The organism is Pseudopedobacter sp., from assembly GCF_040392825.1.
GTDB lineage: Bacteria > Bacteroidota > Bacteroidia > Sphingobacteriales > Sphingobacteriaceae > Pseudopedobacter.
The window spans coordinates 1-18,478 of the sequence record NZ_JBEBVH010000050.1; the positions used below are offsets into that span (position 1 = coordinate 1).

The following is an 18,478-nucleotide window of genomic DNA, read 5'->3' on the forward strand; positions in this document are numbered from 1 at the left end:
ACCTCTTTGCATTATAGATCTGATTGCCTTAAGACCATTGCAAAAGCACAATTAAATTGAAGACTTTATAAGAAAAGTTATTGGAAAAACCTCCTATATGAGTTGGCAGACCGCTACCGATAACTGTCATATCATTATCGTCAATCGTACCATCTCCATTTAGATCTTTATACTTGATATGACCTGGCTGAACACCGCTATTGCCATTATCAGGAATATTATTTTTTAAAACATATGCTCCGGGAGCCGGACTGTCAAAATCTTCTTCCTGATAGATACCGTCAAAAATATATCCATAAAATAATCCGGCAGGATAATTAACTCTTGTAACATATAAAGGCGAAATATTAGATCCAATCCGCATATTGGTATATATGCTGTTCTGATTATCCGTTAACTTTAAAACCTTATTTCTATTAAAACTGATATTAAAATTGGACTCCCAGGTAAACGATTTTGATTGAATGTTTACTGTGTTTAAACTGAATTCCCACCCCATATTCCGAATAGTACCAATATTTTTATAGGCACTTGCAAACCCTGATGTAATTGGCATATCTGCATTTAAAAGAAGGTCTCTGGTAATTTTCCGGTAAAAGTCTACTGTTAATCCAACTCTATTTTTAAATAAGCTCAAATCATAACCAATATCTACCTGTTCGGTACTTTCCCATTTCAGTTCCGGATTTCCCATACTCTCAACTACTATCCCCTGAGTTGGCGTACCATTGTTAAAAGAATAGGAATAAGCTAGCGGCATACCATAATTTGGAAGATAGTCATAATTACCAATCCTGTTATTTCCCGTTACACCATAACTCATTCTTATCTTTGAGGAAGAAATGGCGGTAAAGGCTTTCATAAAATTTTCCTTTTCCATGTTCCATGCAAAAGCAGCAGAAGGAAAATATCCCCATTGTTTTCCTTTAATAAACTTAGATGAACCATCAGCCCTTAGCGTAGCTGTGAACAAATACTTAGATTTATAACTATAATTAACTCTGCTAAAAAAAGACATTAAACTATACTCGCCACCATTTGAATCGCTTAAATAAGGAGTTCCTTCGTCTAATCCATAAATGCTTAATTCTTCATTTGGTATTTTTTGTGTTGAGAATCCAAAAAGTTCATTTTTATTTTCCTGATAAGAGAAACCGCCCATCAGATTTATTCGGTGATAGCGCTTATAGGTATTGTTATATGTCAGAAAATTTTCATTTGACCAACCCCTGTTTTCTATATACTGGAACGAACCATTTACACCCTGATTATTTGCTGTATTTAAAGAACTCCCTTTTGGTGTTTTAGAGTTATAAAATAGATCCAGTCGGTTTTTGCTATTTCTTATAGAAGCAGTTGACTTTAGTTTTAAGTTTTTTAAAATATTATATTCGACATAAGCATTAGAAAGAAAATTGGTTGAATTATTTTTTTTGTACTCATTATTACTGGACACTACCGGATTAATGCGAATATCTGAGGTGTTTGTATTGTCGGGGTCGTCATCAAATTCTGTAAGGTCTACGTTGGGGTTACCAGAAACAGGCCGATATGCCCATGCCCGATATAACACATAAGAGGTAAAGCTATTACCTCCGCCTTCGTTTACCGTCTGTCCATATCTTAAATTTTCGCTATAATTTGCAGTAAGTCCTACTTTTAATTTCTTGCTTATGGTTTGATCCAGCGAAAGTCGGCCCTGATATCTTCTGGATCCGGTATTCAATATAATACCTGCCTGATCAAAAACTGAACCCGATATGGAATATTTTGTTGCTTCGTTACCTCCTCTAATAGCCAAATTATGATTCTGCATCAGGGAATTTCTAAAAATCAAATCCTGCCAATCTGTTCCCTTCATATTCCTATAATCTTCCAGTGTTCTGCCATTCGGATCGTATAATGCATTTGTTGTAGGTAAATCAGCAGGTGTATATAGTTGTTTTGCTACAAAATTTGACTGAAGTTCACTTATTTCCAATTGATACTTCACAAACTCATAGGGGCTCATCATTTCCATTCTCTTTTGGGTTTGCTGAAAACCTAAAGAACTGTTTATGGTAATAACAGGTTTGCCTGCTTTCCCCTTTTTTGTTTCAATAATAATTACACCATTTGCCCCCCTGGAACCATAAATAGCTGTTGCGGAGGCATCTTTTAAAACATTTATTGATTCAATCTCTTCAGGATTTATTGATGCATTATCCATGTCTTCAATTGGAAAACCATCAATCACATATAAAGGAGCATTGCTCTGAGTCAACGAGTTTGCACCTCTGATTGTAATATCCATAGTTACTCCAGGCTGCCCATCTGCAGAAGTAACCTGCACACCGGCAATTCTCCCAGCTAATGCCTCATCAAAAGAACCTACCGGAGCCTTTAATAAATCATCCATTTTAACCTGCCCTACCGATCCGGTTAAATCTCCTCTGGTGGTTGTTCCATAACCAATCACCACTACCTGATCTAAGCCCTTGTTTTGCTCCTTTAGAACAATATTGATTGTTCTGTCATTAGAGACTTTTCGTTCATACGTACTATAGCCTATAAATGTGAATACTAAAACAGACTCCTGATCCGGTACCTGTATTCTATAATTTCCTTCTGTGTCGGAAACAGCAAAAAATTGTTGGTTATTCTTAACTCTTATACTTACACCTGGTAAAGGTTCACCTTTTTCATCTCTGATCTTACCTGTAATATTAAGCTGTTGTCGTATGGTTCCAGAACTCACTTGTATCTCATCGCTTCTCGCTTTCTTCTTGATCACTATAGATCTTTTACTGATAATATATTCCAGAGGCAGGCTTCTGACAACCAAATCCATTGTTTCTTTAATGGTTGCATTCTTTACATTTATTGTTATATCGAAATTTCTCAGATCTTCTCCCTTCCAGAAAAAATGATAACCACTCTGAGATTTAATCTGATCAAAGACTACAGTAATCGGCGTCTTCTTTTCATTAAGAGTAATACGTTGGGCATATCCACTCGCAATGGATATTTGCAGAAAAGCGATGGTCAATAAAAAAAAACAAAGTTTCATTACTAAAAGTAGTCTAAGTGGTGTGTACCAACGATTATGCTGACGTTGTACTTCTTCATATACGTTTAAATTCATACCTTTGTAATAGGGGTTAAATTAAATTATTTTAATACTTGGTTTAATTAAATACCCAAACGACCGGGAATGGGTGCAATCAGGCCCGGTCTTTTAATTTGGATCAGGTAGAGTCAATTAGACATCATTACTTTCACATTTTTTGGTTTAAAAGGTTATATAACTAGTTATTTAATTTCTTATATCACTACAATTTGTTTTTTATCATTTTTAACTTCTATTCTAAATTCAACACCTCCCAATTTTAATACATTCAATACTTCATTTAAATCATAGCTTCTCTGAATTTCTCCGTAAAAGGGTTCATAGTTTACTTTCCCTTCATAAACTACATCTATATTATACCAGCGGGAGATTTGTCTCATAACGGTATATATATCTGCTTTATCAAAACGAAATAGTCCATCCTTCCAGGCAATAGCGCTTGCAGGATCAACCACATTAACGTGAATTTTATTGCTTCCTTTAGCAATGGAACTTTCATGATTAGGTTTCAATAGCACAGCATATTTGGTATTGGGTATCGAGACATTAACGCTTCCTTCAAGCAAGGTAGTTTTTACAGATGCTTCATCTGCATAGCTATTAATATTAAAATGAGTACCAAGTACCTTTACCTCCTGTGTAGCAGTTTCTACAATAAACGGGATTTTCTTATTATTTAAAGCCATGGAATAAAGACTCTCTACTTCGAAATAAGCCTCACCACTGAGTATTACATGTCGTTTATCACCAGTAAATTTAGCAGGGTACTTAAGAGAAGATGCTGCATTTAGCCAAACCTGTGTACCGTCAGGTAAAACAATTTTATATTGCCCGCCTTTTGGTGTTGTCAATGTGATATATTCGGCCGTATTTACAGTCAGGTCGGCGTTATTTTCTATTTTAGACCCATCACTATAAGTAATCTTATTAGTATTGGTAATAAGTCCGTCTTTTTCTTCGCTAAGGTCAATAGTCTTGCCATTTGGCAAGGTTAAAGTGGCTTTATTGCCTCCCGCAATTATATTTTTGTGCAGTGCCTCACTTTGCATATGTAAATTATTGCCTTTATACAGATACACAACAAGACTAAAAGCAATTAGAAACATGGCTGCAATAGAAAACTTCCATCGTAAAGAAATAGGAAATGCGGGGCGTTGCTCGGCATGGGTTTTCGCTTTTATTTTAAAAAAAACGTCCAACAAAACCTTCTCTTCAAATGAATCTGCACTACGCTCATCATTTGACTGGTTAAAATGTTTCTGAATAAGTTTTTGTAGCTCTTCCTTATCGCTTGTTTTAAAATAATCAAACAATAAAGTTAATTCTTCAGAAGAACAAAGTCCATCTAAGAACTTTTTGTATAAAACTTGTCGGTTGTTATCTTTCAAAATAATAGCCTTTATTCTGCTATTACGTTTCAAAACATCAAACCATCTGTTTATTTTTTAAAATAAATAAAAAACCCTAAAAATCAACAAGTTAACCGTTAAATCAACTCCGGAGATCTGTTAAAATTTAATTAAAGAAAGGGTTAACAATAAGGGAATATGCAATAACCATACTTCCTTCTTAAAAAGAAAATTCTTAATGAATTTAGTTGCATTAACAATATGTCCGTTAACAGTAGAAATAGATATGCCCATTAATCGGCTAACTTCTTCATAACTCTTGCCCTCTAATTTGCATAAAATAAAAACCTGCTTCTGCTTTCCAGATAAGTGATCAATTGCCTGATTTATAGAATTTTCGGTTTCTTTTAATGAAAGTACTTCTTCTGTGTGCGTGTATCCTTCAGGTGTACGTACACGAACCTCATGCTGCAATTGGTCATCTCTGCTTAGTTTCCGATAAAAATCAAAGACACTATTTTCAGCAATACGGAACAGATAAGATCTGAAAGACTGAGCGGGATCAACCAGATGTCGTTTCTCCCAAATTTTAACAAATACATCTTGCAAAAGCTCCTGAGCTACTACATCTACCTTTACCATTTTTAACAGTTTACGGTAAATACGAAGACTATAGGTTTGGTAAAAAAAATCGAAAGCAGCCTCATCCCCTTCGCAAAATTTGCGTAATAATTCATACTCATTTAGGGAATTGATCTGGTTCATATTTGATGGTCAAGAGCAATTAGGATTGGTCACGCCAGATTGCAACATAACTAATATACAAAAAAATAATAAATCGGGTTTTCCATAATAAAAATACAAACCCTGTTCATTTCATTATATAAGCCCTTCCATTTCTAAAAGAATAACATTTAAGCGCGTTTAATAGGTTAAACTTATAAATAAACAAACACTTTTAATTACTAACATACGGGGTGTCTTTAATACCTAATTCTCCCCACATTCCATTAATCCAGGATGGTCCTACATCTGTTCTTTTTAATGGATTTCCAATTATATTACCCTTAAAGGTACTTCCTCTAGCGTAATAATACATACCGTTTATTGCTTTTAATTTAGGATCTTCTTTTGTTATACCAGCCTGTTTTACAGAAAGCAACCCGTTGTGTACTATATTTCCCTGATACGTCATATTTACAGGTTGATCTAATACCTTTATAAGCGGATACATCTCATTAATGCCTACTATAACATTATTCTTTATACTGGAATTTAAAACGGGCATAATCTGCTTTCTTGCAGGTGTGTAGAGATCGCCAATAACCAAACTCAGTTCATTATCAATCAATGTATTACCTTCAACACTTATATTTTTCAATTGAAGATACCCATGTAAAGGAGAATTTTCTATTCCTTCAATAAGGCCAATCGCAGGCCTCGAGCCTCTTACTCCCTGGATATAATTATTTTTAATAGTATGCCCCTCTCCCATAACCCGTATACCTCCGGTATGAACTATTTTATCACCAAAAATAAAATTACCTTCTACCAGATTATTATTTCCATGCCGTAAACTAATACTTCCCTTTGATCTAACGATGGTATTATGGCGAATTATATTACGACCTGATTTAAGTCCGAACAATTCTCCCTCTCCGTTGCAATTCTCTAATAAATTATATTCTATTATAGTATACGAATCGGACATAGATGTTGTACTCGCCCCCACACCTACAACCTCAGCCCCATTCTTTCCAAGAACAGGTATATCTTTAAAGTAATTATGATCAATCTGATGATAATTGGCAGAATCTGTCGGTCTCCAAACCGTTATAATTCTTCCGGCACTTATCTTTTCATAAAAGAAGGAATGGTCTACACGATTATGAGTGCCGTGTAAGCTAACCCACGTTTCAGAACCATCATCCTTCGGTCTGTTAAATTTAGCAACCACAATATTGGTAATTCGACTGTAATATGCGGGTTCTTTTCCATTCCGAAACTGAATAAGATGTCCCGAGGCTGAGTACCCATCTTTAAAATACAAACCATCAACCACTAAGTATTTACCAGATAATCTTAAAGACGACTTTCCTGAAATAATTACCTTACCAGGTGTTTGTGCTTTTAATGTAATTGGCTTTTCTTTTGTTCCCTGACCTTTAACTATAATATCGATATCATTCCATTTACCATCTTGCATAGTAATAACATCACCAGATACGGCATTAGTAAAAGCCTCATTCAATTCCTGAGCTGTTTTAACTAACTTTATATTTGAAGATTGTGCAGTAATTGTGTGCCAGTTTAATATAAAAAACAGTAACGTACATATACACCGCATTAATCGAAATCTTAATAAAGAATCTATTTGTCTATCCATTATTTTAATTTTTGCAAACCAGTTAACAAACATGATTTTAAGGTCTAAACATTATCCCTGGTTTTCATCTCATTTCCCTTCTTAAGATACTGATAACTACTTGTTTTTAAAAGTAACGTGGCTCTAATCCAATTTATTTATCTAAAATAATATCTATGATACCAGGATATTTTAATGTTCTGCTTTCATCTTCATTTACCACACTGTACCCAAATCCCTTATAATCAAAAGAAGTATAACCTGCATTATTTTCTTTACATATGGCTACAACATCTTTATACCAATTAGATCTGGATGGCTCGGGGGTTACATTCCATGTCCCAAATTCTCCTACAAAAACCGGAACTCCTAATCTAATGGCCATGTCAAAACCATCTTTCATTCTTCTTGCCAATTCCGCTTTATTGTATACCGAACGACCTGTAGTCTGCCAATTTGAAGGAAGAGCAGTTATCCATTCATCCGGCACCAGCTGTCCGGGATAATTAATAGGTATATCCTTACGTCCCCCGGTAGTTGACTGCGCTCCATAATAAGTTAGCAAAAATGGTCCGTAATAATGGAACGTCGCTAATATACGATGCGTAGAAGGAAGTGTTAGCTCCTTATATTTTACACCACCGGCTACTGTACATACTCCAACTATTATCGTACGATCTGATTCTTTTGCTCTGATTGCATTTATTGCCAGTGCAGATACTCTATTCCAGTTTGCAGCACCACTTGCAGATACCGGCTCATTAAGCAATTCGTACGCTACCGAAGAGTTAGGATAATCTTTTAGCTCGTCTGACAAATCTTCCCATAATTTAACAAATTTGGCCGGTTCGGTAGTAGTATTGGTAAATAATGTGTTTTCGGTGTTTGTAAATCGATGATTGCGGGTAACATGCAAATCCACTATAGCTCGCATATCATACTTAATACACCATTTAATTGCGTTATGTAATAAATCAAAACCATATGCTCTTATTTTATTGCCTGAGGCATCCCACAACTCAGTTTCATCTATATTTATCCTGATATGGTCGAACCCCAATGATGATAATAATTGTACATCGGCTTCTGTAAAAAATGAAGCTCTTTGAGCTCCTGTATACTTAGGTGCAGAAAGCCACGATGCGATATTTATTCCCTTTGAAATTTTAAATTCGTTTGCATCTTTCTCAATATTCGCTTTTATGGTAATTTCTTCGTTGATGCCATCGACATTTTGAATTTTAACGACAAAAGGGCTCTGCAAATCGATTAAAGCAGGTATATTAGAGTTTACTTTAATCCCCTGATTAAATGTTATATTCAGTTTTACTTTAGACAAATCAATTTCCTGGTTGCTGCCCTGAGGTAAATGAGAAGGAAAATTGATTAATATATCATTTGATTTCAAGGTAGACTCATCTGCATAAAACTTTTCCTCCGAGCCATCTAATGTAGCCACTATGTTTAATATAGGATCTACTCTGTTAATTGCTTCAGCTTTTTTTTCCTTTTTACAAGAGGAAGCTAGAATAATGGCCGGAATACCTACTAGAAAGAATAAATAACCCAAATAAAATTTCATCTTCATATTTTTAAAATATTAACTTATCTCAGTTATTCGTTTCCCATTTAAAAGGTACCCCTGTCTCCTTAACCGTCGAATAAATATCTCCGAATCCTTTCCAACCCTTAGACTCAGCTCCATATGTCGGGAAACTTCCTACGGCTACTTTATTCTGAATATTATTTGAATATCTGTTATTGTAAACTCTGATTCTGTCTGTATCTATTCCAAAATTTTCAGCCAATAATTTCTTTTTTTCTACAGCTGTTCCCTTAGTCAGCACATTACCCTCTTCTTTGGTCAATAAATAGTTAAAACCCGGTCTATTATGTCCATAATGGTGCAATACTATGGCATTAACGATTACATTATCTCCATTATTTATAAAATCATTATCATAAAAGGCATAATTAGAAGCAAAAGATTCTGCTCTAACTTTATTAAAGTTGGGCATCGAAATAAATGGATAAGAAGGAAAATCTTTGTTTCTAACAAACTTCGAACCTTTAACAACACAATAATCTGTACTGTCTCTAAAACGTACATAATCTCCTGTACAGTCCTCAAAATGGCTATCTATAACATAAATATAAGATGGATTGTACGCATTATAGATATGATGTGAATGACTATCTATTCCTACTCTTTTAAAAGTACAATTTTTATAAGTCACATTTTTTGTTCCTTTTTGATGAACTCCTGTTGTGCCATATATTATACCTCTCATATCTGTCCATAAACAATCGTTTACCAGGATATTTTTTGTTTCGTTACCTTTTGTAGAGGTTATACGTAAGGCATAGCCTAATTTCCCATTACCTTTGAATGAAAAATTGCTGATTTGGAGATTCTGAGAGTTTACAATATCAACCAAGACACTTCTCTCACCTGAAAACTCGTTAGGATCGGCTGTAAACCAAGTTTTATCTGGAACCCCTTCCAATACCAAAAGATGTTTAGGGTTTCCTAAACCTTCTATTTTCAACGGTTTCTGAGTAAATGTTCGCTGATAATTTCCTTCAAGAAAAACAACTTTAACAGATTGTTTTTCCAACTGTTTATTGATTCCTTTCCAAAAAGAGTCATCCAGAAAATCCGCTGCGTTAACTTTAGAATCTCCAGTTCCTGCCCCTATTTGTTTGTAAGAAACATATAACTCTTTACCTTTAAACAGGTTATTAGCCTTAACGAAAGAAAAGGTAAATACCAGAATCAGTATATTTATTATTTTCATTTTTATCATTTATTAATTTGGTATCGTAAAAATCTTCTTGCCCGAAAATAGATGTATGTTTTTTTCTGTGGCGACTACTTTAGGAGCGTATATTGAGGTTTTATCCAAATTATATGGATATTTTTCTAAAATATCTCCATTCAGGCTCAGTTTATAGATATAATTATCTGCACAAACAGCATACAATTGTTGTTTGGATACTATCATATCTTCTACAGCCAATGGTAAATTGACTGTTTTAGTTGCTTTTCCATTTCCATCAACAAACGTTATATTACCTAATGCAGTAGAGACAGCTAACTTTGTATTATCTTTTTCTATCTGAACAATGGAGGTTGGCTTTCCGCCTATGTTTAAAGTCCAGGTTTTTACAGGATTTTTATCAATCGCTTGCACATACAAATAGCCATCGCCTCTGCCGTATACAGCTTCTTTTAGACCATCTCCGTTTAAATCCATTATTGCCAGTGCATAAACCCATGGAGAAGTAATTGTATGTGGCAATACTTTTCCATCTTTAATAATTGAATGATAATAGTATTCTGCACCTGCTGCAACTTCTTCTGTACCGTCTCCATCCATATCTCCGGCAGCACCTGTAGTCGCTCCATGAAAAATCAGCTGTTTCCATACTTGTTTTCCGCTCGTTGAAAAGGCATAATAGTGCCACGATTGTGCTCCTGCTATAATTAACGGATCTGTTGTATCTTTAACTTTTGCTGTGAAAATGGTGGTAATTTTTCCATTCCTCTTTTGATATAATGGAATTGTCTGTTGCCAAACTATATTTGCTTTTTGATCTAATAAATATAATTTTCCTTCACCTGATCTAAGATTAACAGGTTCTACACCAACGGCCCAATAAGTTCCCTTAGAAGTTTCAACCGCACATACCGCACTAATGGCTTTAGGAAATTTTCGCGTTGCCAATACATTATTTTCATTATCTTTTATTGTAAAGGTCCCGTTTTGATTACCTAATGCATACTGACTTTTTGATGAAGTTATTACAGATACGTTAGAATTATAATCTTCACTAACAACGTTTTTGTTTCTGGATACACTAATATTTTTATAATCTGCAGGCAAAGTCAAAGAGGCTTTTCGTTCTAATTCTGCTAATTTTTTCTGCAGATCTTCTGGGGAAATTTCTTTTGGCAGGGAGATAAAAGTATCTTTTCTTTCGGCTGTTTGCCATTTATAGTTTCCTATATTTAACTTTTTGGCACCCCGGGCAACAATACCTTCCGGTCCTATAAAGCAAATATCTGCGTCTATGTCTAAAAAGTTATTGGAAATTGCACCTAAAACTGCAGCCCTTAAAGACTCTGATTTTGCGATGTAAACATTTTCTGCCACTTTTTTGATTTCAGGAGATTTTGGATCATTTCCCGAAATGGCCTGCATAAAATTAATGAATAATACTTTATCCCCTTTTTTATATCCTCCGTCTTTTCGCTGAATTACATATTGCGTATTTCTATCGGAGAACATATAACCAGATAAATTACCATCCTTTCTTCCATGCATATCTTCAAAAACAGTTCTGTTTAGCCTATTTGCTCCGGTACCTTCGGTAATAAAAAAATTAGTCGCTAAATCATTTTCATTAGATTTTTTCTGAACTACTTTATATCCCTGAGCAAGCTGCGAGACCTTACCTGTACTTCTCCAATAAGCTTCCATAATGTAATTTCCATCTTCCTGTACTTCCAATTCATCTACTACCCAAAAACCACTTTTTGCTGCATAGTTTATATTTCTGGTCCAGTTAGTTCCATTGTAATTTTCTAGCATCATGGATAACAGAGACAATTTTTTATCGGGTGTATTGCCTGCTGTTAATATCTGAGATAAAGAGGATTTTCTACGTTTTTTTAAGCTTCTGGTCTGGTCTGGCACTTTACCATCTTTATTTACAACCACGGAATTATGGTCATTCGGAAATTTTTTAATATAGTCTCCTTCCCATAACCACAACTTATTTCCGGAAATATATTGACTTATTCCGTTAGCATCGAAATGGCCATGATTATAACCATCGCCATTTATTCCTGTAACAGATAGAAAGTCTGCATCTTTATCCCATCCACTTCTAAATGTCGCCTTGTCTAAAGTAGGTCTGCTATAATAGTTTGCCACTTCATATTGCTCTTGTTTAAAAGGACCTACTTCCTGATATTTTAATCCTAAACTTTCTATACCCGGAGCATTACTATAAGAAAAGTCTTTCAGTTTATTTTGTCTTTTATTTTCTATCAAATCTACCAGATACTTCGCTTCGGAATCTCTCAATATCTCTACTGCATATTTTAAAACAGTATATCCTCCATCATGTCCCATAGGATTGGCATCACCAAAACCGGCTGTATATCCTAAATGGTTAAATTGTAGCTTACAGAATTCTATATAATTTTTGAAAGTTGTATTTTCAAAGAAATCTAAATCGTAAACGCCGCTAGCTAAGGCATAATCAATAAATATTTGGTATACAAGATATTGATATCCTGCAGCATCTTCAGGAGAAAATGGATGAGGAGCAACTCCTGCAAAAGCATTATCTGCAACGTCAATCCAGAATTTAGCAGGTTCATAATTATATCTGGACAATAAATACCTTGAGGCTGACGAAACAGATCGCGACGCGAAACAGGAGTGGTTAGTTAAATATTCTTGTTTACCTTCTTTATATAATCTTAAAGGATCTTTCATCTCCCAATGCACCATCATCTCTTCAAGCATCTTTCTCATGAACTCGGCTGCCTGTAATCTGTCTTCGGCGCCAAAGTCTTTAGATTGCTCCATCAGATAAACAAATTGCGGATACAAATGAAATGTAAAGCTGGGCGCGGTTTCTGTTTTACCGTTAATTGTTCTCCCATAATTATTAAATATAACTTCCTGCATTTTTGCAAAAGTTTTCGCATAGGGTCCATAACCTGTCATCTTGTAAAGATTGGCTATATTTTTTAGGGAATCTGATATTGCGAATTGGGTAAGAACATAGCTGGCATTGTTGCTGTAATGAGATTTTATTCCATCTACCATAGCCTGTAAACGGCTATCAGGAAGTCTTTCATTCCATCCTTTACAAGCTATAAAATGTTCGATTTTACCGGGATTTTTTATTAGCGTAACTAACGCTTCAAGTGCTTCATCTAAATCTTGCTTGTTTTTAAACCCAATATAAATTGCATTTCTATTCCAGTCTAAAGCATTGGATATACTTCTCAATTCATAGCCAAATTCGTTATTACCTAACTGAAAATTTGCATTTAATTGTCTTAAAGGAGTATTTTCATTAACAGTACCAAAAAGTATAAGGTCTTTTTTTGAATCTTTTGCCGCTTTCCAATTAACTATGGGTATTTCTATTTTCCATTTCTTTTTTAAAAAATCCCGTATCTGTATCGCTAAATAATCTCTTTTTATATCGTCTGATTTTACGATAACAGCATTTGCTACATTATTTGTTACTAATGCAAAATCATCTTTCGGATAATATGGTTTTGTTTCTGCCGGTAATTTAGTGGTTACTATTTGTTGTAAACTTTGCTTTTTTTGTTGTGCAAAAGTTGCGCAGGCTAAAAATGTGACACTAAAAAAAATAAGTATCCTCTTCATCTTATTTTAGATAATTTTTTCGGATTATGGTTTGTATATGTTCCGTTGCTATTATACTACTTTATACATTAGTATGAATAGCAACGAAACATGATATTGGTTAAGCAGAATTTGAAAAGTGTTTTATTCTTCTACGGTTATCTTTAGCTGCCTTACTACTTCTTTTCTTCCGCTAACATTTGCATTTATACCAACAAAAGTAACGGTATATTCACCTGCTTTAGCGAAAGCGTAAATATGATTGGTCAAAGCAGGATCCTGATTTCCCTTAATAGCAACAGGTCTGTCTGGCCCATTATCAAGTTTATCGAGATCGAAAGCCTTGGAAACAACCCAGGTATCGGTTTCAGGATCCGGATCAGTCGGCAAAGACCTTTTATAGCCATCAAATGTTATAGTTGTAGAAGACAATGACGACTCTGTTTTTGCATCATCACTTTTTTCAATCAATTTAAAATTAGCGGATGATATATTGCCAATTACGTGATCGCCAAATACAGATTTGCCCAACATTTGAAAGCTTTGTATTAACCTTCTTCTTACTGGTCCACTTATCGGCGGTCCAGGCCCTTCCTGCGGTTTACTGATATAACGGAATGCTACATATAAAGGCTTGCCTGCTTCATATAATTCAGAAACTTCATAACTCCCGGAGGCAACATAAGTACCGGAGGTGCCATAAGTAAATTTCGTAGTTATTTCTTTCCAGTTCGAACTGGGATTAGTCAGACTTTCATAATTATAGATATCATTAAAATCTGTTGATACCAACACTTTAAAATCAGACGTTTGAGAACCTGCTAATGTTGGATATGCACTTGTAAAACTCACTGTTGCCTTGTCTAAAATGATCTCTCTGGATTCTCTATAATCATACTGGCTATAAAGTTCTCCTGAATAAAAAGAAATTATGTCTGGATTACCTTTCAGATTAAACATGACTTCTTCATTTACTTTATAAACCGTTTTGTTAGTACTTACTTCAAATTCTTCCAGTCCTGGAGATATTTCAATCTCTCTGCTGCAGGAAATAACGGAAGTATATATCAACGCAATAAATGCTAGTTTTATAATTTTCATACTTTCTAAATTTTAAATTACCATCCCGGGTTTTGCACCAGTTTTCTATTAAGATTTAATTCTCTTGCAGGTATTGGCCACAACTTATGCTTATCTCTCACATTATTAAAGTAACTGTAATAATATCTTGATGTAAGCGCTGCATTACTTAATGTATTGGCTACCTGTCTCATCTCAAATTCGAATATTCCCCATCTGATTAAATCGCCTTTTCTGATGGTCTCAAATGCAAATTCCCGCATTCTCTCATCCTGAATTGTCTTTCTGAAATCACCCAGTTCTGCTGTAGTTAATTCACCATCCGTAGCAGCATAAAATCTGGCATTTGCTCTTCCCGATGTTCCACCATTAGTAGGTGTGATGGTGACATAAGAATAATTGGGCAGCGTATATCCGGATCCCATTTTATATCCCGTAACCGGATCTCTCTCTAAATCTAAAAAATTGATCACTCCTGCAGTCGTAACCTTAGCATAGATACTGGCTGTTGTTCCTGCAGGATTCGTATTAGGCAGCGTAATTGTTGGTGCAGACAAATAACCACTTCCACCTGCATTGATACCAAAACCGTTTGAATTATTAGCCGAAACAGGATTAGAATTATTAGCTCTGATTTTTATCCCACCAACATTAAAAGATCTCATTCTCACCTCGTTTACCAATAATTTAGCAGAATCGCTAGGCATCCCATTAGAACCTTCATTCCCTAAATGTACAGTTTCATAATCAGCTTCGGCATACATTAATAACACATCAGAGTATCTTAAAATAGGATAGTTTTGAGGTGTTTGCGTTTTATGTTTAGGGGTTAAAGTTTCATATTCTCTTCTAAACTTCCCGGCATCTCTGTTATTTAGGTAAGTCTGAGATGTAGAGGTAGTATAAGATGCTGAAAAATCATGTTTTGTTCCACTATAAGTAAAACTAGCAATGGTCCAGTCTCTTCTTAAATCGCCCAGTTTATAAATGCTGTATAACTTAGATGTGGCTTTTACTCCTCCAAAACCCTGACCTATTACATCTGATGTTGTTTGCGGTCCGTTCAGGTAACCTACCTGTCCCATTTCTGTATAGGCATCCTGTCCGTTACCTTTAAACTCTATCTCCCAAATACTTTCTTTAGGATCGTATTTATCCTGTGCATAGTTAATGAAGATCTGACTGAAACTTGGATTCAGTGCATGCCCTGCTAATGGATCTGATATAACTTTATAAGCCCAATTTTTAGCCTCCTGATATTTTGTTAAATCCCTAAGAGGATAACCAGCCATGTATAAACACACCCTGGCCAGTATACCTCTAACAGCAGATTTATTAATTCGGCCACCATGTCCAATCTTCTCTATTCCGTCAACCAATTGTTCTGCCTCTTTCATGTCTGCCAGAATCTGATCGTAAACTTCTTTATCTGTAGCCCGCGGAATGTCAATATTTTCCACATCACTTAAAGGTTCCAATATCAACGGAACTCCACCAAAAGTCTTTACCAGCATAAAATAGAAATAGCCTCTTAAAAACAGCGCTTCGCCCCTAAGCTTGTTTCTATATTCCTCATCAATAGCCGGATTAGCGTCTACGTTGGCAATAAAATTATTAGCTCTTGCTATACCTACATACAAATCGCGCCAAAAGGAGTTAATATCAGTATGGCCAGAAGTGAAATCATTGGCATGTGGTCCGCTTGCAGGACTTGAACGCGCATAATAACCCTCATCTGCTTCAAAACCCAATCTGTAATGCATTAAAGTTCCATACAGAGAATACGCCTGCAATGAATGATAAACCGATCTTAAATTAGCATCCAGCTTTTCCGGAGTATTATAATAATCGGTTAGTTCCGGAGAGAAATCCATTGGTGTTTTATCCAGAATTTTTTCACACGAACTAACACTTAATACTATAACTGCCAGTAATGAATAAACAATCTTTTTCATATTATTACGTGTTAATTAAAATGTTGCGCTTAATCCAAAGGTTATTGTTCTGGCCTGAGGATATGGTGAATAATCAAATCCAGGTGTTAAAACAGAATGTCTGGTAGATACTTCCGGATCCATTCCTGAATATTTTGTAAAAGTCAGTAGATTCTGAGCCGCCACCCTAAAATTAAGTTTACTTAAATATAAAGGCTTAATGTATTTAGATGGTATACTATAACTTAACGATACTGTCTTTAAACGAAGATAAGAACCGTCCTCTATCGTTCTATCCGAAAAATAGCCTGCTGGTCCCTGTCCACCAGCTTTATATATCGTATTTGACCTGTTTTCCGCTGTCCACCTGTCATTAAATGAAGCATATTGATTAACATTGTACAGGTTGATATAATTTCCGTCAAAAATCATTCTGTTGGCATTATATATCTGATTACCATAAGACCACTGGAAGAAGACATTCAAGTAGAAATTTTTGTAAGAAAAATTATTGGTAAATCCTCCGGTATGGATTGGTTGTCCTCTACCAATAACAGACATATCCTTGTCATCAATAGTGCCATCGCCATTCAAATCTTTATACTTAATATAACCGGGTTGAATAGCTGTTCTGGTGCTGCCGTTATCTGGTAAATGTGATTTCAATACATATGCTCCTGTCGAAGAAACATCAAAATCTTCTACCTGGTAGATACCGTCGAAAATATACCCAAAGAACATTCCTGCCGGATAACCAATTCTCGAAGTGTAAAGAGATGCTGAATTCTGTCCTACTGTCATAGAAGTGAACATACTATGTTGGTTTCTGGTTAATTCAATAATCTCATTTCTATTGAAACTGATATTAAAATTAGATCTCCAAGAGAATTTTTTATTCTTGATGTTAACCGTATTTAAAGTAATCTCGAAACCATCATTATTTAACGAACCAATATTTTTGAATACTCTTTCGTAGCCTGTTGCAGTAGGCATATCCGCATTTATCAACAAATCTTCGGTAACTTTTTTATAATAGTCGAAAGTCAAGCCTACTCTATTTTTAAATAAACCGAGATCGTACCCTACGTTGAACTGTTTTGTGGTTTCCCATTTCAATTCTTCGTTACCTACTTTAGAAATAGTGATACCACCCGTAGGCACCTCATTTCCAAACGAATAAGTATTAGACAAGGCACTGGTAACCTGTGTATAAATATCATAATTACCTATTCTGTTATTTCCTATAGCTCCATAACTTACCCTTATTTTAGATTCAGAAATTACAGGATTGTATTTCAAAAACTTTTCTCTCATCATATTCCAGGCAAATGCTGCAGAAGGGAAGAAACCAAATCTGTTTCCTTTTTTAAATTTAGAAGAACCGTCTGCTCTCCATGTTGCTGTAAATAGATATTTAGATTTAAAGTCGTAATTCAACCTTCCAAAATAAGAAACAAGTCCGTATTCGCCCCCACTAGCCACACTGGCATGTGGCGTACCAAGACCAAGACCATAAATCCCCAGATCCTCTGTAGGAATATACTTGGTTGTAAAGCCAAAAGCTTCTGATAGACCTTCCTGAACAGAGAAACCTCCCATTACTTCTAACTTATGTACCTTATTAAAGGTATTATTGTATGTTAAAAAGTTTTCATTTGACCACACAGTAGACTCCGAATAAGAAAATCTTCCGTTTGTCAACCAGGTCTGAGATCTATTCTGTGGACTACCTTGTGGCGTATTGGAATTGTAAAAAAATCTTCCCTCTCCGGTATTGCTGGCTATAGAAAATGTAGTTTTAAATTTCAGTTTTTTCAATACATCATATTCCACATAAAAATTACTCATGAAATTTGCACTGAGGTTATGTGTATAATCGTTTTTACTGGTGATTATAGGGTTTAACCTTAAATCAGAAGTATTTTCAAACTCGTCCCCATCGTACACATCTTCTACCAAATCTACACCTACACTACCGGCAATTGGTCTGTATGCCCAGGTCCTATATAAAGCATAAGATGTAAAATTACTTCCTGATACACCTGCATTTACTGCCTGACCAATTCTTAAATTGCTACTGTAATTCGCAGTAAGTCCTGCCCTTAGTTTTTTACTGATGGTCTGATCTATAGTTAACCTTCCCTGATATCTTTTGGATCCTGTATTGAGGATGATACCATTCTGATCGAATACGGACCCTGATAATGAATATTTTGTATTCCTGTTTCCGCCTCTGATAG

The 18,478-nt window shown here is 35.2% G+C and carries 10 protein-coding genes; all 10 read right to left on the reverse strand.

Annotated elements, in window-relative coordinates:
- Window positions 1-28: 28 nt before the first annotated feature.
- On the reverse strand, window positions 29-3,124 hold the full coding sequence (locus ABWO41_RS05410) for a SusC/RagA family TonB-linked outer membrane protein (RefSeq protein WP_353134615.1): 3,096 nt from the start codon (window positions 3,122-3,124) through the stop codon (window positions 29-31).
- A gap of 179 nt (window positions 3,125-3,303) precedes the next feature.
- Entirely contained in the window at window positions 3,304-4,497 is a 1,194-nt protein-coding gene (locus ABWO41_RS05415) for a FecR family protein (RefSeq protein WP_353134618.1), read from the reverse strand.
- A gap of 120 nt (window positions 4,498-4,617) precedes the next feature.
- On the reverse strand, window positions 4,618-5,223 hold the full coding sequence (locus ABWO41_RS05420) for an RNA polymerase sigma factor (RefSeq protein WP_353134621.1): 606 nt from the start codon (window positions 5,221-5,223) through the stop codon (window positions 4,618-4,620).
- Window positions 5,224-5,416: 193 nt separating this feature from the next.
- A complete protein-coding gene (locus tag ABWO41_RS05425; RefSeq protein WP_353134624.1) occupies window positions 5,417-6,844 on the reverse strand; it encodes a polysaccharide lyase 6 family protein in 1,428 nt (475 codons plus the stop codon).
- A 133-nt stretch (window positions 6,845-6,977) separates the two neighbouring features.
- Window positions 6,978-8,405, reverse strand: a complete 1,428-nt coding sequence (locus ABWO41_RS05430) for a glycoside hydrolase family 5 protein (RefSeq protein WP_353134627.1) — start codon at window positions 8,403-8,405, stop codon at window positions 6,978-6,980.
- 28 nt (window positions 8,406-8,433) lie between these two features.
- Window positions 8,434-9,621: a hypothetical protein gene (locus ABWO41_RS05435; RefSeq protein ID WP_353134630.1), complete on the reverse strand. Its 1,188-nt coding sequence runs from the start codon at window positions 9,619-9,621 to the stop codon at window positions 8,434-8,436.
- Window positions 9,622-9,633: 12 nt separating this feature from the next.
- Window positions 9,634-13,245 (reverse strand): hypothetical protein, encoded by a 3,612-nt coding sequence (locus tag ABWO41_RS05440; RefSeq protein ID WP_353134633.1) that lies wholly within the window; start codon window positions 13,243-13,245, stop codon window positions 9,634-9,636.
- Window positions 13,246-13,368: 123 nt separating this feature from the next.
- A complete protein-coding gene (locus ABWO41_RS05445) occupies window positions 13,369-14,325 on the reverse strand; it encodes a DUF5017 domain-containing protein (protein WP_353134636.1) in 957 nt (318 codons plus the stop codon).
- 17 nt (window positions 14,326-14,342) lie between these two features.
- Window positions 14,343-16,259, reverse strand: a complete 1,917-nt coding sequence (locus tag ABWO41_RS05450) for a RagB/SusD family nutrient uptake outer membrane protein (protein ID WP_353134639.1) — start codon at window positions 16,257-16,259, stop codon at window positions 14,343-14,345.
- A gap of 15 nt (window positions 16,260-16,274) precedes the next feature.
- A partial coding sequence (locus ABWO41_RS05455; RefSeq protein WP_353134642.1) for a SusC/RagA family TonB-linked outer membrane protein occupies window positions 16,275-18,478 on the reverse strand: 2,204 nt, incomplete at its 5' end.